We start from the raw sequence: 25413 nt of genomic DNA, 5'->3' as shown, positions 1-25413 counted from the left end.
ATGCGCGAACACCACGTCAGCATTGGGCTTTCCCGCCCTCGCCAAATCGGCGGGGCCGTGCGCGGACTGGCCATCGCCAACGGCACGGTCGTCGCATTGCTGGTGTATGTGACCTTTCGAAGCGGCTGGAAGATCCCGGTCGCGGTGGTGCTGATGGGCATGGCGTTCCATGCGCTCTTGCGCTGGCTCACGACGCGGGACCCATGGTGGAACCAGATCCTGAACGTCTATAACCACTACGGCGATCTGTACGAGTCCACCCCGTGGCACGGCAAGCTGCATACCCTCTTTCGCCGTCCCTACGGCTTTGACAGCGACCTGCCATGCTGAAGCTAAAGCGACGCCCCCTCTATGAGTTGGTGCCGTGGCTGACATCGATCACACCGGAGCTCATCCTTAACAAGGATGGGTCGCTACTGGCCTCCTACGAGTTTCAGGGTGTGGACGCCGACAGCCCCGATAGCAATGACATCACGTCTGCGCGTAATCAGCTGGACCAGGCATGCCGCACGTTCGATAACCGGATTACCGCGTGGTGGAAGATTAGCCACCGGCGCGCCCGGGACTACGTCGCAGGAGAATTCGCGTCGCAGGCCGATGGGCGTCTGGACGCGCTGAACCGGGCGCACATGACGACCGGCAAGTACTTTCATAATGCCCACTCGCTGGCACTCGCTTACACGCCAGAGAGCGGCATCGCGAAGTTCTTCGACAAGGCCGGTTTCCACATGACGGTCGGTGGCAAGTCCATCTACGCGGCGATCTTCGAGGCGACGAAGGACACGCTCTTCGCGCGCAGCGCCTTTGCCTTTGATCTGGAGAAGATCTCGACCGATGCGCGTCGCTTCGAGTCGATGCTCGACGCGTTCACCGGCGGCGTGCCGCGCCTGCGCACCCGCCGCCTTGTCATGCAGGAAAGCTATGCCGCCCTGCACCAGGCTGCCAATCCGAGCGTTCCGCCGCGGTGCATTCGTTACCCGGTGACTCTGCTCGATACCCACCTGACTGAATCCGAGGTTACCGTCGGCGCCGAGCGCTTGTTGTTCGAGTCTGCTCACGGCAAGCGGTACGCAGCAATCGTCGCCATCAAGGAATGGATGAGCTTCCAGGAAGCGGCACTGGACAGCCTGATGCGGATCGACGCCGAGCTCGATGTCTGCATCATGTACCGATTCCTCGACACGGCTCGCGCTGCGGCCTACATCGAGAAGGTCAGACGCTTCTACAAGATGGCAGCGCTCAACATCCGCTCCATCCTGAAGCAGTACTTCGCCAAGGAAGAGGCCGAGAACGACGAGGGCCGCGAGGAATTGGCCAAGGAAGCTGGCAAAGCGCTCCAGCGTCTGACGGCCAAGAACACGCAGCACGGCTTTGCCAACATCTCCATCATCGTCTACGGCGAATCCGAGGCAGCCGTCGAGGACTCGGTCAGCGAGGTGGTTGGCGCGCTCACCAACGCTGGCTTTGGGGCCATCCGCGAGAAAGCGAATCTGATGCCCGCCTGGAACTCTACCCTGCCCGGCCGCTGGGACAAGCAGCGCCGACTGCAGTTCGTCGAGACGCCGGCGGTTTCCGACCTCGCCCCCGTGCGATCTGTCATGCCCGGCCCGTTGCGCAATGACTGGCTCTCGGACAAGGCGGGCAAGGAAGTGCCGCCGCTGACCTGCCTACCCACCCGCCATCGGACCGCGCAACGTGTCGACCTGCACCAGCCCGGTGGCAATGCCCATCTGATCGTCATTGGCCCAATCGGTGCGGGTAAGTCCGTGTTCCTGAACTTCCTGGTTTCCCAGGCTGGAAGACACGACGCTCGTCGCATCCGATTCGACAAGGACCGATCCACTCGCATCACGACGCTCCTGAGTGGCGGGAAGTTCATCGACATCACCGGCAAGTTCGAGGCTGCGACTCGGGTCAATCCGCTCTCGTTGCTGGCCGATCCTATGAACTTCACCTACGTCTCCGAGTGGGTCACGCTGGCCATTGAGGACGACTCCTTCACGCTTTCGCCCCAGCAACGCCAAGACATCTTCGAGGCAGTGAAGATCCTTGCCGGATACGGGCGAGAGAGCTGGACCATGGGCCGGCTCGCAACGCTGCTGCACGACAGCTTGCGGGAACGTCTGCAAATCTGGCTGCGAGGCGGACAGTACGGGCATTTCTTCGACCATGCAGAGGATGCGTTTGAGATCAGCGACAACCTGTCCATCGAAATGGGGGATCTGTTCCTGAACTATCCGAGGGCGGGCGCGCTGTTCATGGACTACGCGTTCTATCGGATAAGCCAGAGCCTCGGCACGCGATACACGATCATTGAAGTCGAAGAGCTGGGCTTCTTCTTCACCAACAAACGATTCTACGAGCGGTTCGAAATGTGGATCGTGACCATCCGCAAGCTCAATGCTGCACTCTGGGGTGCCACGCAATCGCTCAAACAACTGGCCCGGGTCGCTGACTTCGAGATCCTGAAGGAGAACGTCGGCAACTTCGTCTACCTGCCGAACAGCCAAGCCAATACCAGCAAGGATCTCTACAAAGAGAAGTTCGGCCTGACCGATGACCAGATCCAGATGGTCACCGACGCAGTACCGAATCGTGACTATCTGTGGATCACGCGCTCCCAGACCCGGATGCTGCAAAGCCCGTTCTCCGACGAGATGGTAGCGATGCTGCGCTCGGATGGTGTCGCGCAATCGATTCTCGATCGTCATTACGCGTCGGGTGCACCCGACTGGCAGCAAGACTACGTGCGCGAAATGCTCGCGCGATCCGTCTAAGGAAAGTTCCAGTGAACAAGTGGTTCATCAAGGCCGCGGTCGCGGCATCCTTTCTTGTTTCGTCGGTGACCCACGCCAGCGGGCTTCCCGTTATCGATGTGGCCAATCTGGTCCAGACGACCAGGACCGCCCTGCAATCGCTGAAAACGGAGATCTACGAGAACACAAACATTGCCTATCAGTACCGGATGATGGCCAACCAGCTGCTGCAGGCCACCGGCATGGACCCCGTGCACCTGGCTGAACAGCTGGACGCCATCAAGAACGACATCGGCAAATACGACGTCTACGGCGTGACGCTGAAGGATCTTTATGGCACGGTCTCCGAGAATGCCGATTACCTGAGCAAGGTTCAGAGCATGGTGGCCGCATCCGGAAAATCCAGCGGTCAGTGGCTTGAGGATCAGCGCACGCTTCTCGCCAACGGCGACAAGACCGCGAAGAACCTGTTCAACCTGGGGAACAGCGTCGCCAAGAACGTGCAGACCCAGGCGAAGCGGCGCCAGAAGATCCAGAAGGAAATGAAGCTGACCGGCACGGCACAGGCCGCTGCCGAAGCGACGAACGAGATGCTGGATGTCCTCGCAAACCAGAACTCCGATCTGCTGCAGATCATGAGCGCGAAGACGCAATCAGACGCCGACAAGGATCAGAGGGCACTGGCCGTCGAAGCCGAGTCCGTAGACGCAGCGCGCCGGCTGCAGGCAGAACGTGAACAGCAACGTCAGCGGATCCTGAACTTGAAATGAGCCACCACTCGCTGGTCCGACACGGCCTCTGTGCAATGCTCACCGCGCTCGTCTTCAGCTTGCTCACCTTCTTTTCCTGCGTTGCCGCTGCACAGGAATCGAACAGCGGTCCGGAGAGCGCCGCGGTAGCAAATGCTGGCGCACCTGGCGAGGTCGGTCAAGGCATCAAGAAAGCGCTGGACAAGATGAACGGCCTGCGAAGCGGCCTCATCCAGGCCGCCACATCGCTGAGCGAGCGCACACGCGACGACGCAGACAAGATCGCCTTTGGGCTGGGCGTGATTACCCTCGTATTCGCGGGCCTTCGGTTCGCGGCAACGAGCGACGCAGTTGCCGCTTGGACAGATCTGTTTGAGACCTTTCTGGTAGTTGGCATCTTCGCGTCACTCTACGCCAGCTACGCCAGCTTCGCGCCCGGTCTATTTGTGTGGTTCAACCATCTCGCCCAAGCGATCAATGGCGGTGTGGACATCTACAACGTGCCGATCTCGTTGGCAAGGACCGGAGGCAGCTTTTACGACTCCGTGCTCAGGACACTGCTCGCTGGGTTCGCTAACCCACTGAAACTGATTGATGCCGTCGTCTCAGCGATTCTGTTCGGCTTGGCATTCATTGCGGTGTTGATTGCCGCCTTGATCTACTCCTGGTTCATTCTGGTGGGTCACCTTCAGGTAGCCGTAGGCATCGTGGTGGGCCCGCTAGCCGTTGCATTTGGCATGGCGGACATCTCCCGAAAATACTTCACAGCGTGGCTGGACTACATGGTCACCGGTTCGATGTATATGGTTGTCGCCGCCATCATCTCTCAGCTGGTGAGCGCCACACTACTTAGCATCGTCACAGACGTTGGCAACATCGGCACGGACACGCTTCTTGCTGCAAGCTATGCACTCAGTATTGCCATCCTATTGGGCTTTGTCGCCCTGGAGATTCCGAAGATCGCCGGATCTCTCTTTGGAACTGGTGGCGGGGTGAGTGGCACCGGTGGGATGAAGATGTTTGGGCGCGGAGCCTGGAACCTCGGCAGGAAGTTGGCAGGGAAATGATGACCCCTCACATACACCTTTCCGCTTCCGCTCTCCTTTCCTCCCAGGCAGACCGCGTCGCGCTCATCCGACAGTACGCCAATGAAGCGGACGGCGCGGACTTCAACAGCAAGTGGCTTGATGTGCTGGAGCGTTGTGCAACTTGGTTCTCAAGTATGCCACTGCGGCACAACGAGCACGCCGAGGCCGGTGGGGCTTTTCGCGCAACGGTTGAGGCGGCCTACTTCGCCATGCGCCTGTCTGGCGCACAAAAGTTCGCGGCCAATCAGACGTCCGAACGGCGCAGGCAGTTGGAACCGCAATACCTGTATGCGCTCTTTCTCGCCGCCTGTTGCTCCCGCCTTGATGAGTCATGCCGACACTTCCAATTCTTTCGGGATAGGGATGGGGCGGAGTGGATCCCCGCCGTGCATGGAGCTTTCGGTCCGTGGCTAGGCGATGACACGTATCGCGTCACCCGTCGTGACGCGGTGCTCCCACTGGAGCGCATGCGCACCGCGTTGCTGACGCGCGAGATTCTTGGTGCTGACCGGCTCGCACAGTTCGACGGCCAGGTCCTCGCTGATCTGTTTGGCGCCATCAACCCCGAGCCTCGACCGACCGGCCTCGAGACCTTGCTTCACAAGGTTGTCCGGCAGGCCATCGACACAGTGACACAGTTCGAGATCAAAGCCCGCCGCGCCGCCTTTGCGCCCGACACGACGCCTGCACCGAGTGTCGAAGCGCTAACCGCCGCGGTAGATTCGACCCAGATCAAGCCACCCGCCGCACCAGCAGCGGCGCAAGCCGATTCGACACCCGGCCCGGAGATCGCGAGCACTGTGGTGGTGTCGCAGATGGATAAGGAAGCGGGCCCTGGAACTGGCGAAGCCCAGTCTCAAGCCGAGTCTGCCGAAGGCACGCAACGCGAGGTAGCGCGAAGCGTCGTACAACTCGACGGCACCAAGTCGCTGCGCCCCGATCAGACTGCCGACCCGTTCAAGGAAGCCTTGGCGGGTGCGTCCAACCTGATGCGCGAGTTCTTCAGGGCGCTAGCACAGGACGTGGCAGCGGGAAAGGTGAAGGTATCGTGGGTCGACAACAAGCTCGCAGTCAGCAAGCGCATGCTCGGCAGCTACGGCATCGCTTCCGAGACACTCATCGACAACCTTCGCAAGTTCCAGCTGCTCTACAAGATCGTCGGCCAAGACATCCTTCTGGTTGACAAGGTGGCGACCCTCATCGCGTCCCGTCCGCAATCACCAGAGAGCAGCGAGTGATGCACCACAACATCAATCACTTTCGGCCCATTTATGAATTTCGAGCTGCGATCGGGTGGCTTCTTGCCGCGGCGCTGATGTTGCTAAGCGATATGCCGAGCGCCGGATATTTTTCCCTGTTCTGCGTTGGCATGCTGCTGTTCCGGTCGTCACAGGTTTGGCGCGCGCTGAAGTTTCGGCTGGCCATCTCCACCAAGTGGCTTGCGGTCCTTCCGATCGAGGCGCTGCTCGCGCTGAGCGCTCGCATGCGAAAGACCGACGATGCCATGTATCTTGGCACTGGCTTTGAGTGGACACAGAAGCATTGCCAAATCGCGCACGACATCCTTCGCATGCCGTCAAGCGATATTCCCGGCTTGCCGCGGTGGCTGCCGCAGCCTATAGTCGAGCGAGTCGAGAAGCTGTTCGCGCCTGCGGGCAGCATCGCCGACCATTCGCCTCAGGGGAAATCATGGATTCACGGCATGGAGCCGAAGAAGATCCAGGTGCCCTTTCACTACAAGGCGATGCCCGGCCATACGTCGGTAAGCGGGACGACCGGCTCAGGCAAGACCAGGACCTACGAGGTCATTTCGACTCAGGTCATCCACAATCCCAACGACATTTTAATTATTGTCGACCCGAAGAATGACGGCGAGTGGGTCGCACGCGTCAAGCGCGAGTGTGAGCGCACTGGCCGCAAGTTTCTTTATTGGAAACAGGCCGCCCCGTCGCAATCCATCCGCCTCAATCCGCTAGAGAATTGGTCGCAGCCCTCGGAAATTCCAACGCGCATCGCGCAACTGATGGAAGAAGGCCCATTTCGCCAGTTCGCGTTCCTCTTCATCGACCGCGCGGTGAAGGGCGAACTCTACGTCGGCGACAAGCCGAACCTGCGGTCTATCCTCCAGTACGCCCAGAACGGCATTAACAATCTTCTGGATCGGGCCCTGCAGCGCTTCTTCCCTGAGGCCGGCAAGCCGGATTGGGAAGAGGAAGTGATGGGCTACATGCAGCAGGCCGGCCAGCGCCCAGGCGGCACGCGCTTAGACGGGATGGCTCGGCTCTACATCGAGCGCTTCTCCGACAAAGGGAATGGCCACGAAGCTATCGATGGCCTCATCGCCACGTTCCAGCACGATCGGGACCACTACGGCCGCATCATCGCCTCTGCCCTACCGCTGCTCCAGATGCTGGCCACCGGCGAGACGGGCCTCATGCTGGCGCCGAAGGCGGACGACTTCGACGATGACCGGGAGATCTGGGACATCGATAAGGTCATCAAGCAGAAGGCGGTGCTCTATGTCGGTGCAGATTCTCTTTCCAACTCAATGGTGGCCCAGGCTGTCATGTCGATGCTGCTGGCCGACATCGCATCCGTCGCCGGCTCCATTTACAACTTCTACAAGAAGCCTCCGGAAATCGTCCTCATCGTCGACGAGGCTGCCGAGGCGATCAACGAGCAGATGCTGCAGATCCTGAACAAGGGGCGTGGCGCAGGCTTCAAGGCATTCGTCGCCTACCAGACGCGCTCGGACTTCACCGCCAAACTGGGAAACGTGGCGAAGATGCAGCAGGTTTTGGGCAATCTGAACAACCAGCTCGTCTTACGATTGGAAGATATCGACACGGCCGAGTGGTTCTGCGAGAAGGCTGGCACCACGGCCATCCGGAATGTCGTGGTGTCGAGCAGCACGAGCACTGGCACCGAGGCGCATGTCGGGGAGTTCAGCGGTTCCGTGGCACGTTCGACCCAGCTTGAGAAGGCGCCATTGATTCCGCATGAGTTGATCATGCAGTTGCCCAATCTGCAGTACTTCCTGCGTATCTCCGGTGGCTCCGTCTACCAGGGTCGAATTCCAATCATCCAAGGTTAAAGGTCAATGCGCACCAGCCTGTTCCGACAAATCGCCAAGGAATACAAACTCTCCGCGAAGCTCTCGCCCGTGTTCATCGTCTCGCCAGACCTGGACGACGTATGCACGCGGGTGGTCGATTACATCGGCGTGAACTTCCGTGTGCGTGAAGACCCGTTGGTCAAGGAGATGCTGACAGACGCTATCGCCGCCTGGCGCGCCGCTCGAAAGCATGGTGACGCCAACGTGGCCTTCGTGAAAGGTCTGTTCGGCCGTGCCCATGATCTCTACGCCAAGCGCTACGCCGCATTCAAGGGCGAGAAGTACAACGTTTGGTATCCCTATCACGAGTCGATCCCCTCTTTCGAGCAACGCCAGCCCGTCGGCTACGTCTGCCAGGTGGTCGACGAGCCGGTTCCCGGGAATGTGACGCAGCGATGCGCAGCATTCCAGTTGGCCGCGCGCGTGCTGACCGGGTACAGCTTTACCCGCTACTTCGAGAACTACGATGTCGCTCGAGACTTTGCACACTAAGGCGAGGCAATTGCTCGCTTCGCTGCGCAAGACGCAGCCGCGGGTGGCCGCACGCCTCTTCCGCGTCGACAAGGCCCTCGCATTCGAAATGCAGACGTGGATTGCCGCCGGGAATGCGGACGCGCCCATACCAAGCACATTCCTGATCGGCAACGCTGCCGCATGCTTCGCGCTGATTGGCATTGCTGAGCGCAAGCCGGCGTTGTTCTGGGGCGCGCTCGCTGCGATCCCTGCACTGCTTGTTCTGCTCGCCCTGCACTGGATCTGAGCCATGGCCGACAGTCGATTCGTCTCCCATGTTCGGATGTGGATGCTAGCGGCACCCCTGATGATATGTGCCCTCGCGCCGTTCATACAGGACGATGCCGCATTCGAGGTGAGTGAAGGGGAGCAGGCTTCGGTCGAACATGTGCTCGGACAGCCCAAGGCGGACAAGGCAACGACGGTGGCTAACGACCGCTTTGATCGATGGTTTGTCCGGTCTGGTGCGTTGCGGGCATCGTTCTCGGGATCGGATGCGAACACGGCGCTGCCCGATGCCGGCGCATCCGAATTCGGGCGTGGTTGGATGCGGCACTTCTGGATGACCATCTATCGGGCGGTCTATCGGTCGGCCGTTGTGCATTACTGGTTGTTTGGCGGGATGGTGCTGCTTGTTGCGCTGCTCAACGACGGCGCCGTGTCGAGAAAGATTCGAGCCGCGGGCGCTGGGTTCGCGAACCCGGTGACGTTTCACGTCGCCGCACATGGCTTGCTGCTGTGCTTCGGCTTCGGTGCATCCGCCCTGCTGCTTCCGTTTTCCCTGCTGGCCTACTGGTGGACCTTCGGCGTCGGCCTGGTTGGCTTGCTTAGCTGGCGCCTTGCGGCGTCATTCCACGTCGGCAAGTAGTCGACACCATCTTTCTGAATGCCCAAAGGCCAAGTGGCTGGCCATCCAAGGAGAAAATATGACCACTACCGATCTGTCCCCTGCCGAGTTGCCCGCTACGGCAAGCGATGCGCTCGATCATCCTCTGACCGGTGTAGCGGTCGACGCTGCCGGCGGCATGGATCGGCCCGATGACGTCGAGTCGGAGCTGCTTGAGATGGAGGCGTCTGCCGACGCCCTGCGCAAGGAAGGCATCATTTCAACGGTCGACCTGGAGAAGAAGAAGGCCGAGGTCGAGCGTACCCGGAAGCTGTTCCGCGAACTCTCGCCCGAAGACCGCCAAGCCATCGTTCGCCGGCGACGTGAACTGGGTCGTCAAATTCTCGAACGTGAACTCGCCGGCGCAGCCGTGGTGGCAGTCGGGCTGAAGCTGAACCATACGCGCCTGCGTCCTCTGTTCGAGCAATGGTGGCCATACATGAACCGCATGTCGCTCAACCTGCAGCGCTTCGGTCAGTCCACCTTCTCTCGCAGCGAACTGTCGACTATCGAGACGTTCCTGGAGCGTGAGTTGGCAAAGCTCGAAGACTACGTCGACGAGCAGCTGCGCGTTGCCACCGCCTACCGTCAGCAGCGCGAGCAGGAGATGCGGGCGAAGGACGACATCGTTTTCGAACCGACGATTACGCGGGCGTCCGTCGAGCTTGAGGTCCAGGCCTACTCCCGATTTGCCGTTCGCGCACTCCAGGTGCTCATCAAATTTGATCAGACCATGGACCAGTTCGATTTCATGGTTTGGAACGGCATCCGCGACATGACGGACGTGAATGACGAGGTCGCGCGGTTCCTGCGCAAGTTCCAGCCGCTCGGCCTCCGTTGCTATACGACACACCTGAAGCTGATGACCACCGTTCGCGGCGTCTGACCGTCCGCCTGCACGGTCCCGCTCAGTCATACCAAGTCCCACCCAGCCCTAGTTTCTATCTCCGTTTGGAAGCAAGAGGATTGGCACTCTGTGGGGACGTAGTGATGGCTAGTGGGACCACGTGGGACATGCTCCCACCTTCGAACGAATCAATAGACGTCGACATCTGCCCTGAGGTACCACTTCTGGGCACTTGCTGTATTGAACCGGCACCAAGTGCCACTTACTGACACACTGCGATCCGCCATGTCGCTCGAAAAGGTATTGGAAGGACTGAACCCCGCCCAGCGCGAGGTGGTCGACCTGCGTCAGCACTGCGTCGCCGTGGCCGTGCCTGGCGCCGGAAAGACGGCGACAATTGCGGCGAAGGCAGCCGTGCTGCTCGCCAACCCAGACGTGACGGTGGGCGCGGTAACGTTCAGCAAGGACGCCGCGATCGAATTGCGTGACCGTATCCTGGGGCTAGCCGGCGCCGATGCCAAGAAGCGACTGCTCGCGGGCACCTTCCATTCGCTGGCCTATAAGCAACTCGGGAAGGGAACCGGCAAGCTCACCGATATCGTCCACGACGGCGTTCGGTTCGCTATCGTCGGGCAGATCCTGCAGGAAGGGGGATTTGATGGGAAGGTCGAGGACGCTATCGCCGCGATTGAGCGCGCCAAGATGCAACTGTCCGACCCGCCTTCAGGAACCGTGGAGGCTCAGTTGTATGAGGCCTACCAGAGTGCCCTGGCCCGGAACGGCAAGATCGACTTTCAGGACATGCTGCGGTTGGCTGTAGCTGGGATGCAAAGCGGAACAATTGCGCCCTACCGTATGACGTACCTGCTTGTCGATGAGTACCAGGATTGCGACAGCTTGCAATCACGCTGGACGGCGCTGCACGCGGCGGCCGGTTCGATCGTGACGGTGGTCGGGGACGATGATCAGTCGATCTACGGATTTCGAAGTGCGCTCGGATTTCGGGGCATGGAAGCATTCATCAATGAGTTCGACGCGCGGTCCGTCATCCTCGGGAAGAACTACCGCTCACACGCTGAGATCCTGGACATCGCGGATCGTGTCATTCGAAACAACAAGGACCGTATCCTGAAGGAGCTGGTAGCCCATCGCGGGCCAGGCGGCGCCATCGAGTTCAAGCGTTTGGAGGACGAGTACAAGGAAGCGGTTTCAGCCGTTGAGGCGCTGACACCGGTTCTGCGGGCTGGCAAAACGGCGGCCGTGCTGGCGCGGACGAACCGCATTCTCGATCCATTGGAGGCTGTCTGCCGCTCGCACGGTGTCAAGTACTACCGCGCGGCCGGCCGCTCTATCCTCGATCGCCCGGAGGCAGCGTTGATGGGGGACCTACTGGAACTGATCCAGAAGTCCAAGGACTCTGGCGTCGATGCCCTGCTAGGTTTCGCCGGCATTGGCTCGCATGAGCTGCAGCTTCTACACACGCAGACTGCGGCGAAGCCGGAGGGGTCGATTCCGCGAAAAAAGGACCTCGTGCAGGCCGGGATCGTAGAATCAACAGTCGACAAGTATCGCGACTTCCTGAAGAAGCTCGCGGAATGGCAAGCGCTCTGTGAACGCCAGTTCTTATCCCTTGTTCTCGATGGCGTGCGCGAATGGATGCTCAAGTTTGTGGCGGACGACCCGGGCAAGCGCGCTATCAATACTGCCTATGACGTCCTGACGCGGCTGAACGGTCCCTTCTCGGAACGTCTTCTGTTTCTGCGGCAAAAGAATAACGAACCGGCCGACGACGCCTTGGTGCTGACGACCATGCATGCCTCCAAGGGGCGCGAATGGTCGGCTGTTGTTGTGATCCGTGCCGAGGAGACCATCGTTCCGGACGAAGCCAGTCCGGAGAGTGAGGAGCGGCGACTTTTCTACGTTGCCCTCACGCGCGCCCGCGACTGGCTGCAGATTTCTACGGCAAAGAAGAACCCCACGTCCCGGTTCGTTGTTGAAGCCGGGCTAACTTGATTTGTTAAGCAGCCGATCGTTCGTGGCGTCTGTTGGTTGCGAGCTCCCTGCCATCGTGCGTGCCACAGCCGTCCGGCATTTCATTTTTGTGCGTAGCGTTGGCACTCGGATTTCAAGGAGGGGTTGTTGAGCCCGTAGGCATCCTCATAAGCGAAAAAAGCCTGGAGTTGCAGCTCCAGGCTTTTAATCGGCATTGACAACAGGCGTAGCAGGCTTCGAAACCCTCTTGACTCGTCCAACAACAAGACAGTCCGAGTTTATGAAGCCCACCCTTCGTTGTCAATGCTCCCCCACAAGTTTGCGCATTGATCGAAGAAAATGAGATATCGCTTCGACGGGCTTCCTATTGCCCGAAGAACAACAACGTGTGGCGGTACGCCGCACTCTCCGTCCGCTGTCGAAAGCTACGGTTCGCAACCCAAGGCAGCCAGGTGCGATGCCCGCCGGCTGCCGCAGCGGATTCTCAGAGCGATCGCGTTGGTCTACGAGTCCGATGGACTCCGGGCTTTACACATCACCAATCGCCAAGTCTTGGCAACGCTCATACGGTTCGCCCTGAACCAGAAGGATCCCACCTCGCTCGCCTTCATAAAGAAGGCAACGATTGCGCAGCACCTTGCGATTAGCGAGGCCACTGTCTATCGGGCGCTTGGCGCACTTGAAGATGCCGGGCTTATTGAGCGTGAAAGACAGCAACGCACGAGGGCGCAGCTCGAGGTCGTTGGGCGGATCGGGTTCACCACAAAGTTGCTACAGTGCATCGGGCTCGCTGGCGGGGAGCTTGGGTACCCGGAGCCTCGAACGGGCTCAGATGTGTCGCGGTTAAGCGCTGCGTGTCTCGCACCGGTGAGTGACGTAAACAGACCCAAGCAGTCTTCTACGAAGAAACATTCCGGGCCGGGAGAGTTTGTGCAAATTGATGATCGGGCTGTGCCCATTGATCTAGCGCCTCTCGTGCGCGACCAAGAGCTGACGACGTCCGCCCTCTTCCTTCTGATGCGGCTCGCGAGGGAGGCCGGCCATCGACTGTCGGACGTTGTCTCGGCAGCGGGTCATGTTCTTGGGCCGCTCCGGGGACGAGAACTGTTCGCCTACCTCAAGTCGCTCCTCGGAAAGCCCATAGACTATAGCCATGTGGTCCAAACTCGGAAGGCCCAAGAAGACGAGAGGCGCGCAACCGCCGCGCAGGCGGCGCAGGACCGGCTGGAGGTTGCCCAACTCATTGAGCGATACCGTGGGCGACGGGTGTCTGCACCTGACGGTCGGATCTACGAGGTCGACTCGGCCTCGATTGTGATCACCGAGGCCAACGGTCGCCGTAGTTCATTAGGGCATGACCAAGCGCGTGCCTGGCTAATCGCGATGGACCGAGCAGCTGCCGGACTCTCCCCCGCTTTTCCCCCACCGAGGTCAACGAAACGGTCGTCGTCGGCCATGGCAGACGCAGCTATTCAGCTCCTTCGCAAATTGGTGGGGTGTCAGACTGGCCTCTCAAGAGGTTTTGTGCCCTGAGTTCGAGGCGCATACCTTGAGCTCGCCTCCCAGCAAACGAGGGACTCAATTTTGCGACTCGCGGCATGAGCGGTCAGAAGAGGTTTGGGGAAGTGTTGGGTCTGAAGGACGGGCGAGCGTGGTGAAGGCTCTGTCGCGCGGCCGATTGCCGCTTTGTCGCTCGTTGGGATCATGGACCTGCTGCAGGTATGCGCCGCGACACTGAGCGCGGCGATCGCAGGCCGGCAGCGTTGTGCGAAGGACTACCAGCGGGATCGGCCGGGTCGCGTTACCGTTCGGCCCATCACCGCTGGCCGTGACGCCCGAGCGGATCGAACTGGTACTGCGACTTTGCGGTAACAGCCCGCGCCAGCCATAGACGTGCCCGTCGGGATGCTGCTTAAGACAGTGCTCGGTCAGCAATCGGTAGGTTTGGCTGCGGCCCATGCCGCAGGCCGCTTTGATCTGGATGTCGGTCGCGCCGTCGAGATAGAGGCGGATCGCTCGCGTCGCCGATAGGACTCTCTATGAAAAACCCGTGGTAGGCCAAAAGCTGTGGCTCGACGGCAGTTTGAACGGCAGCGCGAAGAAATCGAGCGGCGAAAGTGACCGTCAAGTCGGTCGCAAGAAGCGGATGGAGGTCGCCGGTGCTTTTGTAGGCCCATACGGCCTTCTTTACTGATAATCTATATTATCAGTAAAGATTTTTTGCCTGAAATACGGGGTTTTGGCGTTTCCTTGAGGGCTTTCCTGGGGTTCTGAGGTCTTGATAAACCCGGCGTGGCGGGCGTTTGGCGGCTTAGCGGCTTGGCGCGGGTCCGTGGCGCCAGCTGCGGGGACCCGGCGCGCTTCACGCAGCCTGGTCGAGTTTGGCGGCTCGTTGGCCGCGCGCTGTCCTCTCGGACTACGTAAATGATACGTCGCATTGCGTCGCTTTGGTGCCTTTTTGGTCGGGGTTCGGCATGGCGTCGCAGCCGCCCAACATATGTTTAGAGCGCGCCTTGAGCCTGACTGCCGGTTTCCGGGAGCGTCGGAGGCTATATGGGACGACGCGGACTATCGCCCAGACCGAGAATCCGTGGTCGCGGTGAGCACGTACCGCGCACGGTGCGCGCTGATGGCAAAGCCAAGTGCAAATGCACCGGCGTGATGGTCCCGTACAGCCGGGACTGGGAGGAGGTCGTCAAGCAGGGTGACTTTGACGCCGGCGTGAAAGCTCCGGAGCCTGACAAGACCATCGGTCGCGCTTTCATCTTCAACCGCAAAGTGTGCGACGAAACGGTGGAGGGGTGTTCCGTACGGCTGAGCTCCTCGCGACCAGCGGTGGGTACCGCGACATGAACTCGGTCAACGCGTTCGACGTGAACGACAGGCGTCCGGACCCTTGGCCAAAATGGCTGGAACAGGTGCTGCGTCGCGTGGAACCCGTTTCCGCGCACGACGACAGCGTTCGTGGAGTTCAAGAAGACGGTTACTTCGAGAGCCTGCCTGCTAACTTTGCTGTGCTGATAAACAATCCCGGCGCCAAGCCGGATGCGTCAGCTGTCCATCCACTCCAGAGGCGCCCCCGGTCACGGCCCAGTGAGCGGATTCCTGCCGCTCCACGCCCTTCCCCGCCTCAAGGTTTTTTTACCCCCAAAGCGGCAATCTAGAGGCGGCCAATTGTATACCTATCTACCTACCTATCTACCTACCTATCTATCGGAATCGCTTCGGAGGGCTCCATGAATCCATTATGATTAGCGGGAGTTTCTGACCGGATGGCCCATGGCCCAACACAACAACATTGCCGAGCCCGTACGGGAGTATACCCGGACCGATTTCGCCGCCCTGCGCTTCAAGCTGCAACGCGTCCAGGGGCCGGCGATTCTCAGCCTGTACAGCGAGGAGGATCTCGAAAAGCGAGGCCTCTCCTCCCCTGCCGAGCTGTACGCCTGGCTTGACGAATTGCGCGACCATCTGGTCGAACGCGCACGTCTCGCTAACCCTCTTGTTTCCAACACCCTGGACGACGCCCGCCGCCGGGGCTCCTGGCCGAAGGCCGTTCTCGATTTCATCATCAAGGCCGGCGAACAGGACAGGGCCCTGCCGAAGCTGTCGGACGGTATCTCGGTCTGGTTTCGCCCCGTGGTGTTTCGCACCTTGGCGGCCGAGGGGCTGCAAACACTGGGCGACCTGAAGCAGTGCATTGAAACTCGGGGTAGCGGCTGGCACCGGCCGATTCCGCGCATCGGTCCTGGCAAGGCGCGCGCGTTCGAGCGGTGGTTTGCGACCAACCAGGCCTCCCTGGGAAGCCTTCAACTACAGCCCGAGAAGCTACCCAACAACCTGGTTACGCTGACACCAGACGTCGCCATGCCGTTGGTGCCGCTGGAGCGCGTCTCCACGATCGTCCACTCGCTCGATGGCAGCCAGGGTCGAAACCGCAATGCCGCGTTCTGCCTCATCTCGGCGCGCAACGACCTGGAGGTGGTGCAAGCCTATCTGTACCGTTATCGCGGCCGCGACAAGACGCACCGTGCCTACCAGAAAGAGCTTGAACGCTTCCTGCTGTGGTGCGTGTGCAAGCGCAAGGTGCCGCTCTCAAGCGTCCTGACTGACGAATGCGAAGCCTACAAGGACTTCTTGGCTAATCCCGACCCGGAATGGATTGGGCCCAAAGTCCCCGGTGGTCGCGGTTCGCCGCGGTGGCGGCCATTCGAGGGCCCGTTGTCGCCCCAGTCCCAGAAGTACGCGGTGCAGGTCATCCGGGCCTTCTTCGAGTGGCTCGTCCGCGTGCGCTACCTTGGCGGGAATCCCTGGGCGACCGTCGCCGACCCGGTAGTCGAGGAGAAAGAGCTGGAGATGGCCATCGACAAGGCATTGCCCTCCCAGCTCTGGCAGGCGCTCACTGCGGAAGGCGGCTTGCTCGACCGCGCGTGCGACCGTCACGATGAAGCCCGACTGGCGTCCGCCGGCGCGCTGCAGGCCAAGCAAGCAGCCACGCCCGGCGCGCAGTACCGCCTCGCGCGCGCCATCATCTTCCTGCTGGGGTACACCGGCATCCGGCGGGAGGAGGCGGCTGGCGCTACGCGCGACAAGCTGCAACCCGTCCGCGAGCAGGCTGGGGCAGCAAATGGGCTCTGGGAGCTTGCCGTGCTGGGCAAGAGGAAGAAGTGGCGCACCGTCTTCCTGCCGAAGCGAGTCGTGGATGCGCTCCAGGCGCACTGGGACGACCGCGGCCACGACTTCGACTTACCCGATGGTGTCCACGCACTGCTATCGCCCGTCGTCGTGCCGAATACGCCTTGGGCCCAGGACAAGCACTTTGTCCCTAACGAGGCGGTCAGCACGCTGTCGGGTAATGGCTTCTCACCGGACGGGATTTACAAGGTCATCAAGAGTGCATTGCTCCGACTGGCCGACGACCAGGACGTCAGCCTTTCCCCTGAAGAACGGATACTGCTCAAGCAAGCCGCCCCGCACGCGTTCCGCCATACCTTCGCCACGCAGGCCGCCGCCAAGCTGATGCCCATCGACGTACTTCAGCGCTTGCTAGGCCACGCCTTCCAACAAACCACGTCCATCTACGTCCAGGCCGAGCGTGCCCGTGGCATCGACGAGGCGACGAAGTTTTTCAGTAACTGAATTCGTGCCCTTCGGTAATGAGCGCGTAGCCCCACGTTCGGCCTAACTCTACGACGTCTGCCTCCCCGTACGATTGGGTAGCCGCCTCTAGCGGGTTCCCGGTCGGGACACCGCGTAGCCGCTCGGGCGGAAAGTGTCCCGTTCGGGACACTCCCACGCTGACTCTCGTTGTGAAGGTGTCCGGCGGAATACTGCCTCGCGCTCTCCCGGTAGGGAAGGTGTCCCGGTCGAGGGGAACGTGTCCCGTTCGGGACACCCTGATTCTCGCTAGGAAAGTGTCCGGGGGGATGCCGCCTCGCGCTTACCCGGTAGGAAGGCATCCCGTTCGGGACACTCGGATCCTTGCTGCGGAGGTGCCCCAGCGGGATGCGGTCTCGCGCTTACCCGGCTAGGAACGTGTCCCGCTCGGGACACTCGGATTCCTGCTGCGAAGGTGTCCCAGCGGGATGCCTCGCGCTTACCCGGTAGGAAGGTGTCCCGTTTGGGACACTCGGATTCCTGCTGCGAAGGTGTCCCAGCGGGATGCGGCCTCGCGCTTACCCGGTAGGAAGGTGTCCCGTTCGGGACACTCGGATTCCTGCTGCGAAGGTGTCCCAGCGGGATGCGGCCTCGCGCTTACCCGGTAGGAAGGTGTCCCGTTCGGGACACTCGGATTCTTGCTGCGAAGGTGTCCCAGCGGGATGCCTCGCGCTTACCCGATAGGAAGGTGTCCCGTTCGGAACACTCGGACTTCCCTGCGAGGGTGTCCTGGGCGGGAAGCTGCCTCGCGCTTAGCCGGTAGGAAAGTGTCCCGACCGGGACACTTCAGTGGACAAAAAACCCGCCAAATGGCGGGTTTAATGAGATAGTCATCCCAGACTACGCGCGGGATACGCTGCAGGGTGTTTTGGGTGTGTCACTCGGGTTGTATGGAGAACATCTTCCCGATGTATTCGCGTAGGTTGGCTTCCTGCGCCTCAGTGACTACACCTGCCTTGAACTTGAACGTGAGACCCTTGACGTCCTTCGTGATGCTACCGGCTTGAACATTGCCTGAGAAAATTTTCAGAATGCTACGACCGCCGGCATTCGAAGTCGAAACTCCTCGGGTCACTTGCGCGGCGATAGACGGTTCGAGTTTGGTCTGGACAAGGTCTCCCGAGACGACAAGCGGCCACAATTCTCTTGCCGCCTTCAATCCATTTTCGCCAGTCTTCTTCAATACGTTGGCCACAAGCTGCGCGGCATGTGCCCCCAACAAAGCAGGATTCAGGTCGAGGTCCCGCTTGATGAAATCTGGCAGTTCGTCGAACGATAGATACTTATAGAGTTCGCTCCGAGTGACGCCAATCACTTCAGCGAGACGGGTGCGGTTTGGAAACTCCGACTCTGCGCGTCGCACCGAAATAGCAATTTCGTAGTCTGAGAGGTCATCGCGAGTTACGTTCTCCATCAATGCGAATGCCGCCATGTCCTGGTCGGAGCATTCAATAACGACTGCTCGAATCATCTCCAGATTGAGCAGCTTATGCGCGCGCCATCTCCGTTCCCCTGCAACCAATTGATATGTCTCGCCGACCCGGCGAACAGTCACAGCTTGCAGGAGGCCCGCTTCCGCAATCGACCGTGCCAGCTCAGACAGCTTTACTTCGTTGAATTGGCGTCTCGGCTGCCATGGGTTCGGTACGATAGCCGAAACCGGTAGTTCGGACGGCACGCCTTTCGCTTCGAGCTCCTGCACTCGAAGCTGTGCCGCAGCCAACGCGCCTGCCATCCCCGGCGCCGTCTCCGTGCGAGTGGTCGTTCGACGAGTAGCGTCCGGCGTGCGCTCCGCCGTTGAGCGGATGCCCGCTGTCTTAGCAAGCATCTGTTCTCGAATGTTGCTCATTGTGCGGGCCTCCATTGCTTCACGAACATGTCATCAATCCAGCGGCAGTACTCGACCAGGGGCTGCCGGACGCGCTGAAGCGACTTAGACTGGCTGTGCGAGCTGCTGATGTCGAACACCGTGGTGAATGCAAGTGCACCGGAGCTCATAACCGTACTTGCAGGCACCTCGAAGGGGTCAAGCCAATCTTTGTATGCCCCCTGCGCCCAAGTCCGCACTACAGGAGCCGCGGATTGGGGGCCATTATTCACGCGCGTCAGCAGCACAGACACGAAGTCGTATGTCTTGTCCGCCTCAAACTTCATGAACGATTTTGCAACGTCAGAGAATAGGCGCCAGAACGAAATCGAACTGAACAAGTCAAGGTTCTCCGGGACCATCGGCATTACCATGGCATCTGCCGCCAGCAATGCATTCAGGTTCAGATAAGAGAGCGATGGTGACGTGTCGATAATGATGTAGTCATACTTCTTGCGCAAAGGCTCGAGACCTTTGCGCAAGACTTGCCAGAACCGGAAACCAGGAATCTTGAGCTGCATTGCGGGCAAGTGGTACTCCGCCGCAACCAGCTCTGTGTGAGCTGGGATAAGGTCGAGGCCATCCCAATAGGTGGACTGAATCTTCGATTCCAGACTGTCTTCGTGCCCCTCAATGAATGGCAGAACAGTATTCTCAGCAAAGACTTCCTTCTCCGCATAGAGACCGCAAAGCTCCGACAATGAGGCTTGCGGGTCCAAATCCACAAGCAGAACCCTCCGACCCCGCAGACTCAAGCCCTGCCCCAGGCACATCGTTGTAGTGGTTTTGGCCGAGCCACCCTTCAACTGCGAAGTGATAATGATTTTTCCTTCAAAATCACTGGGTCCGGCCTGTAGCGGAGTCTGATAGATGTTGGATACCTTCTGCACCCACTCGCGCGCCTCAGGTAGAGTAAACAGCCGACTGCGCGACCGGCCTGTACCGGTAGACTGACCTTCCGGCAACATCCCATCCCCCTTGGTAGCCAGGTATTGAACCTGCTGCCGCGTCAACCCGCAGAGCTCCGCAATCTCCCCAGTGGTAAACATGGGGGCAACCTTGCGAGGTCGCGGTGCCAAGATATGGTCCCGAAGTTCATTTGCGTAGTCAGTGACGACGGAGGCAAAGGTGCTGATTTTCTCGAGCGAAACCTTTCGGTCTTTGGGCAACGGTGTACTGACGTTCGCCATTTCTGAGTTTTCCCGTGAAAATGAGGTTAAACGGAGAATACATGAAAAATTGGAAAACTTCCGTGTTCTAGGCACATCCTGTACTTCCACGAAAGCCAAAAGTGCCTTTATCTCCTCTTTACCAAGTGATGTCCTTGCTTTTGAGCTACTCGCGCCGAGACCCCCAATATGAGCAGCCTGCACAAAACCTCTCACCTTTGCACTGCGCAGAGAGCCTGAAGTCAGATTGATCTTGAGAGTTGAAGGTGAGAGATTTTGTGTATTGCACCATAGTCAGTGCGGACCAAGCGCACGGGAATGGGCAATGGAAGGCTTCTGCGGCCGCACACAGCCCGCGAAGGAAGTCAAAGGTGAGAGATTCTGTGCAACTTGCCGAAGGCGACCTGGGCAGGGGGCGGGACGGAGCACAAAATCTCTCACCTAAGACAGACCAGACGGTCGCGAACGGCAGAAGTGGGCAAAGTACTGCCAGGCAAAGGTCTCAAAATCTCTCACCTTCACGCTTGCCTGCGCTCCAGCTACGCCAGGGATGATGAGAAGCAAGGTGAGAGATCTTGTGCAAATGAAATCCCAACCACGTCAACACAAGTAGCTGCGTGCACAAAATTTCTCACCTTCAACTGCTAGCAATCAATGCCGCTTGAATCTTGCGACGGGACCGAATAGCTCGCGTAGTGCTGTCCTGTAACAGCTTGCGCAAATCCAGGGGGCGGCCAAGTCGTACCGCTCCTGGCGGGCGGGCTACTGGAGACATGCCCAAGGTTCTGAGCGGCCCGTTTTCTGTCGTCCCTGTCGGTTTGTGGGTTGTTGTTTACAAAGAAAAACCTACGAACCTACAAACAAGAAGAATACTTGTGTTTTAAAAACAAGCACTTAACCACTGAGAGGAGAGAGAGTTCAGCTACAAAAGTGAGAAGTTTTGTGCGCTACGGTGATAGATTTTGAGGATGAAGGTGATATGCGACCCCGGAAAGGTGAGAGTTCGACCATATCAGGGCCCGCAAAGTGAGAGATTTTGTGTCACGCGTGTGGATAACTGTAGTTCTCCCTTATCAGACAGGAACTTATCCACGTTCCTGCTAACGGACAGGTGAGAGGATTTGTGCGTAGGTGAGAGATTCTGTGCGTGCGGCAATCAGCGTGAAATGAGGGTGATATTCGTGGATTGACATCTCACCTGCATCTGCTACAGTCTCGTGCAATTTTGTGCGACAGGCAGCCGACAAGAGGAATCGGGCATGACCAGCAGCGTAGACCGGCGTGTCACCTCTCTTCAGTATGCTCTCGACCTGTTTGTCGAGATGGCGCCTGTGCAAAAGCCCATTGACGAAGTCAAGAGCGACCAAGACATTGGGTTTCACAAGAACACGATTTTTGCCCGCATCATTGGGCTTGGCATGGTGGCTCGCCGCTTCGTCGACGCAGCCTACTTCATCGTTGCTCAAGAGCCAGAGTCTCGCGACAGCTACGAAGTTTCGCTCAGTTTCTTCAAATGGCTGATGCGGTACGACAGCCGGAACACCAAGCACTTCTCCGCGGTCATCCGGGAGGTCAAGGCTTCCATGCTTGAGGTGACGAACGCCCCAGTCGAGGTCGTCGACGGAGCAGGGCGCATCGTAGAGAATTCTGATTCTCGTGAAGAGGAAGACGAATTCGAGGACCGGGTGAGTTCCCGCCAAGTCGTCACTGTCAGCAATGAGGATGGGGATTGGTTAGAGCTCATCGGACGTGTGCGCGTGCGCAACGGCTATATTCGCTTCCGCGTCCCAGAAGAGCTGCAACGTCTCATCAAAGACCCAGAGAATTCTTACTGGACCAGTCTGCTGGTCACCTCGCGGTTTACGCTCATCTACGCCCGAGGAATCTACGACCACGTTCTGCCTACTGTGGACAAGGGACGGACGGACTGGTTGCCGCTTCAGCTCGTGCGAAACCTACCCGGCAAGTCCTGGGCGAACAACAATGAGTTCAAGTTCTTCAAGCGAGACTACTTGGAGAAGGCGGTCGCACAGATTAATCAACTCTCGGACATCACCATCTCGTACGAGACTAGGGCGGGAACCCCGAAATCGCGCAAGCAGGACCAGATTCGGTTCAAGATGGAGCGCAAGGAGAGCGCGCAAGCATCCAAAGCCGCAATGCTCAACTCGGTCGCATTGTTCCAGACGTTACAGCGCGAATTTGGGCTGACGGACCGGCACTTTGACCGCATTGCTTCAAACCGAGAAACTTGGTCTGACGCAAGGATTGAACAGGCCATCGAGTACGTTCGCCGAGAAATCCGCCGCGGCAACAAGATCACGCGTGTCGCTGGCTACCTGATGAAGGTTATCGACGCTGGCGGCTTTGTTTCCGAAGCTGACAAGGAAGTTGACCGTATTCAGGCCCAAATAGCCGCCAAGAGTTCTGCTGAAGATGTGGCTAAGACCTCGACGCAATGCGCAGTCGCTGCGAGCGTTGCTGCGGCCGATGCGGCGGCAGAGAAACGCCGGGCCGAGGAAACGCGCATGGCCACGGAATTCTTTGCTGCCGCCGACAAAAAGATGCGAGACGAGCTCGTTCGAAAGTTTGCCACTACGAACACTATCGGAATACGGACCATCGAGCGGCAAGGCCTCAAGCCCGCTGACGTCAGCGAAGCTAACATCATGGACCGTCCGACGATTGCTGCTTCGTTCTGCTCGTTTGTCGCGGGTGAAATGAGGAAAGCGGCGCGGACGCGCTCAAAGAACCAAAGCAGCCTTATCTAGCAGAGAACACGACAGCCGGTAACCCGCCCTCGAAATCAACAATGGAGCTGCAGCAGCTCTACACCGACATCTTCGGCTAGGCCAACGGGAGCCCACCGTGACCAAAAAAATCGGTACCTTCAGCAAGTCACCCAAAACGGAAGCCGCCAAGGGGGCGGCCTCGCCGGCGGCAGTCGAGAGCTTTCTCGAGTCCAGCGCTATGGTCGGGCGGGACCCGGCTGAGGCGACTACGCCAGCAGCCTCCCTGGCCGTGACTGGACAAGCTGCGCGAACCGCACGGGCTTCAACTACCGCAGACCTGGACGAGAACAGCGTCTATCGAACGGTCAACGTGAAGCTCAACAAGCGCCGGTACACCAACCTGAAATTGCTGAGTACGATGACCGAGACGTCCATGCAGCAATACCTGGTGGAGCTGGTCGACGAGCTCATCGAGCGTAACAAGGACATGCTGCCCACAATCAAATCCCGCTAGATTCTGACCTTGCAAACTTTAGCTACTGGCTCCCCCGCCGGGTCGGGCCTTGACCACGGTGGCATTAATACAGAGCACATTGCGTCCGAAGCGCTCACCAAGCTGGCGGATATGGCCACGACGTAGGTGCGCGCGCGGGGACGCGTGGGTACCGCCGTCATCGCCGCGCGTGTCCGGGGTTGGCGCGGGGGGAGGTCCAAGACCTTGTAAGGGTTTTAAACTGTAGGCGGATTCTGCGATCAAATCTGATCATTTACACCCGCGCGGCGGCGTAACGGCGTCAGGTGCAACTATTTTCGATCAGTGAGTTAGCGGTGATGTTATCCCTGTTTGATCCTGAATCGTGCCGATGTCTGTTCGCCATTCTGGAAACGCGAGTGGCTGGATCCGACCTTGAGGCGATCAGGTTCTGGCGACTCGGCGACTCAACAGGCTTGGCAACTTTCATCAATTGCTTCGTAGAGCTTGCGCAGCGCTCCACAGGAACGTTGTTTCGCACTGAAAAGCCAAGCTCGCATGAATGATGAGCGCGGGTCGCACGAATGACGATCTGCAACACCTGTCTCTACGAGGGAGGGCGCCGGCAGGGCGCGCTTGGGACCAGCGCAGCGGCGATGCATTGGGTTGCCGCACCGCAGCCGCATCAACGCGCTGGCGGCGGCTGGAACGCCGTGAAGTGTAGTAGGAGTGGGTCTTCCGCAATTTGTGTGACAACGGCGTGAAGTGTAATAATCGCGGGTCTTCCGCAATTTGTGTGACAACGGCGAATTCGTGTCGAGGACCCTTGCCGTCGTCTTTGCCGCCCGACTACCACTATTCTTCTTACTGACTAACGTAAGCGAGTCCGCCAGCCTCGCCGTGGCCACACGAACTCACGCGCCTGTGATCGCGACCGGACTGGCGGGGTCTGTAGAACAAAGCCGGCCGGTTTAGTTTGGCTTCAACACCCGCAGCCGCAGAAGTTCGATATTTGCGCGGCCATACATTTGGCGCTTGAGGAGCTTGAGCCGGTTGACATGACCCTCAGTCTGGCCATTGCTCCATTGCAGCCTGAAGGCCGCCCGCACAGCCGGTAAGTCGGTGCTCAGGCTTTGCGCGAACCGACGCATTTCCTCAGCGTCGCAGCACGACAAACGTTTCAACCATCGATCGAAATGCAGCACACTTCGTCGGTGCATGAGTCCGAGAAACTCCCGCGCGAGACTGCGGACTTCGCCCACCACGGGTTCGATCTTGCACAGCGCCTTCACGAATCGCTCGTGGTCCGCGCTTTTTGGCTCCTCGATGGCGAGGTTCCTCCATCCGACAAGCCATCCGAACACGCGCCGGGCCGAGGGCATCTGCATCGTGGGCTTCAGGGCAAGCGGGGTCTTGCCCAGCGGAAAGAGGAGGCGGGTCACGCAACTCTGCACGCAGGCGGGACTGCCCTTATAGCCGCGCTGTTTGATTTCTTGCCAGATCAGTTCAGGAAAGCGACAGCCCTGGATGATTCGTTCCTCGATATAGTCGCGATAGGGATCCAAAGGCGTCGGACCCGGCGCCTTGAGTGCGCGCTCGGGGAATGCTCCGGCCCTGACGTACTTCTGCACGGTTGCTACGCTGATTGAGAGTTCGCGCGCGATTCCTCTGATCGTGCCGCCCTGGGCGCGTAGCGCCATCAACTGCTCGTACAACGCCAGCCGCGTGGCGCGTCGCTGATCGCTCAGACGCTCCCATGACCGCTGTGCGTTTCGGCGGGGAATCCCCTGACGTTCCAGAGGCGTCGGACCCCGCGCCCTGGGTGCGCGCTCGGGGAATGCTCCGGCTTTGACGTACTTCTGCACGGTTGCTGGGCTGATTGAGAGTTCGCGCGCGATTCCTCTGATCGTGCCGCCCTGGGCGCGTAGCGCCATCACCTCCTTATACAACGCTAGCCGCTTGGCGCGTCGCTGAGCGCTCAGACGCTCCCATGACCGTTGTGAGCTTCGGCGCAGACCCTGCCGGCCCAGGGTCACCCTACTGACGTTTACTTGCTGGGCGGCTTGGCGC

General features: G+C 59.5%; 17 protein-coding genes. 14 read left to right on the top strand and 3 right to left on the bottom strand.

The window, feature by feature from the left end:
• From AC3FKH_RS32440 to AC3FKH_RS32385, 12 genes are all read left to right on the top strand, one after another.
• Complete coding sequence (locus AC3FKH_RS32440) at positions 1-330, top strand: VirB3 family type IV secretion system protein (protein ID WP_058698205.1); 330 nt, start codon at positions 1-3, stop codon at positions 328-330.
• Complete coding sequence (locus AC3FKH_RS32435; RefSeq protein WP_488679701.1) at positions 324-2777, top strand: VirB4 family type IV secretion system protein; 2454 nt, start codon at positions 324-326, stop codon at positions 2775-2777. Before AC3FKH_RS32440 ends, AC3FKH_RS32435 begins: the two co-directional genes overlap by 7 nt.
• Positions 2778-2788: 11 nt before the next feature.
• Positions 2789-3526, top strand: coding sequence for a TrbJ/VirB5 family protein (locus tag AC3FKH_RS32430; protein WP_488679700.1), 738 nt, complete (start codon positions 2789-2791; stop codon positions 3524-3526).
• Complete coding sequence (locus AC3FKH_RS32425; RefSeq protein WP_488679699.1) at positions 3523-4572, top strand: type IV secretion system protein; 1050 nt, start codon at positions 3523-3525, stop codon at positions 4570-4572. The genes AC3FKH_RS32430 and AC3FKH_RS32425 overlap by 4 nt, the downstream gene beginning before the upstream one ends.
• Entirely contained in the window at positions 4572-5831 is a 1260-nt protein-coding gene (locus AC3FKH_RS32420) for a TraI domain-containing protein (protein WP_488679732.1), read from the top strand. Before AC3FKH_RS32425 ends, AC3FKH_RS32420 begins: the two co-directional genes overlap by 1 nt.
• Entirely contained in the window at positions 5831-7687 is a 1857-nt protein-coding gene (gene traD, locus AC3FKH_RS32415) for a conjugative transfer system coupling protein TraD (RefSeq protein WP_488679698.1), read from the top strand. The genes AC3FKH_RS32420 and traD overlap by 1 nt, the downstream gene beginning before the upstream one ends.
• 6 nt (positions 7688-7693) lie before the next feature.
• The gene (locus AC3FKH_RS32410) at positions 7694-8200 is read left to right on the top strand and encodes a hypothetical protein (protein ID WP_488679697.1); all 507 of its coding nucleotides are present in this window, start codon (positions 7694-7696) and stop codon (positions 8198-8200) included.
• Between the two features lie 10 nt (positions 8201-8210).
• Entirely contained in the window at positions 8211-8468 is a 258-nt protein-coding gene (locus AC3FKH_RS32405; protein ID WP_488679696.1) for a hypothetical protein, read from the top strand.
• Positions 8469-8471: 3 nt separating this feature from the next.
• Complete coding sequence (locus AC3FKH_RS32400; RefSeq protein ID WP_488679695.1) at positions 8472-9089, top strand: IncC plasmid conjugative DNA transfer DtrJ family protein; 618 nt, start codon at positions 8472-8474, stop codon at positions 9087-9089.
• A gap of 58 nt (positions 9090-9147) precedes the next feature.
• The gene (locus AC3FKH_RS32395; RefSeq protein WP_488679694.1) at positions 9148-9993 is read left to right on the top strand and encodes an ATPase; all 846 of its coding nucleotides are present in this window, start codon (positions 9148-9150) and stop codon (positions 9991-9993) included.
• Positions 9994-10239: 246 nt separating this feature from the next.
• Positions 10240-11967 (top strand): ATP-dependent helicase, encoded by a 1728-nt coding sequence (locus AC3FKH_RS32390; protein WP_488679693.1) that lies wholly within the window; start codon positions 10240-10242, stop codon positions 11965-11967.
• 3258 nt (positions 11968-15225) lie between these two features.
• Entirely contained in the window at positions 15226-17085 is a 1860-nt protein-coding gene (locus tag AC3FKH_RS32385) for a site-specific integrase (RefSeq protein ID WP_488679692.1), read from the top strand.
• Positions 17086-17980: 895 nt separating this feature from the next.
• Here the strand turns inward: AC3FKH_RS32385 and AC3FKH_RS32380 are convergent.
• Positions 17981-18952 (bottom strand): ParB/RepB/Spo0J family partition protein, encoded by a 972-nt coding sequence (locus tag AC3FKH_RS32380; RefSeq protein WP_078201873.1) that lies wholly within the window; start codon positions 18950-18952, stop codon positions 17981-17983.
• On the bottom strand, positions 18949-20160 hold the full coding sequence (locus tag AC3FKH_RS32375; protein WP_078201874.1) for a ParA family protein: 1212 nt from the start codon (positions 20158-20160) through the stop codon (positions 18949-18951). Before AC3FKH_RS32375 ends, AC3FKH_RS32380 begins: the two co-directional genes overlap by 4 nt.
• 1238 nt (positions 20161-21398) lie before the next feature.
• On the opposite strand from AC3FKH_RS32375, the gene AC3FKH_RS32370 reads away from it, so the two are divergent.
• A complete protein-coding gene (locus AC3FKH_RS32370; protein WP_488679691.1) occupies positions 21399-22910 on the top strand; it encodes a replication initiation protein in 1512 nt (503 codons plus the stop codon).
• Positions 22911-23007: 97 nt separating this feature from the next.
• A complete protein-coding gene (locus tag AC3FKH_RS32365; RefSeq protein ID WP_078201556.1) occupies positions 23008-23385 on the top strand; it encodes a hypothetical protein in 378 nt (125 codons plus the stop codon).
• Positions 23386-24314: 929 nt separating this feature from the next.
• Here the strand turns inward: AC3FKH_RS32365 and AC3FKH_RS32360 are convergent.
• The coding region (locus tag AC3FKH_RS32360) for a transposase (RefSeq protein ID WP_488679690.1) at positions 24315-25413 on the bottom strand (1099 nt) is incomplete at its 5' end.

This window comes from Cupriavidus sp. 21MJTG02-4 (genome assembly GCF_057798975.1).
The sequence above is the reverse complement of the archived record's forward strand: the minus strand, read 5'-3'. Positions and strand labels throughout refer to the sequence as shown.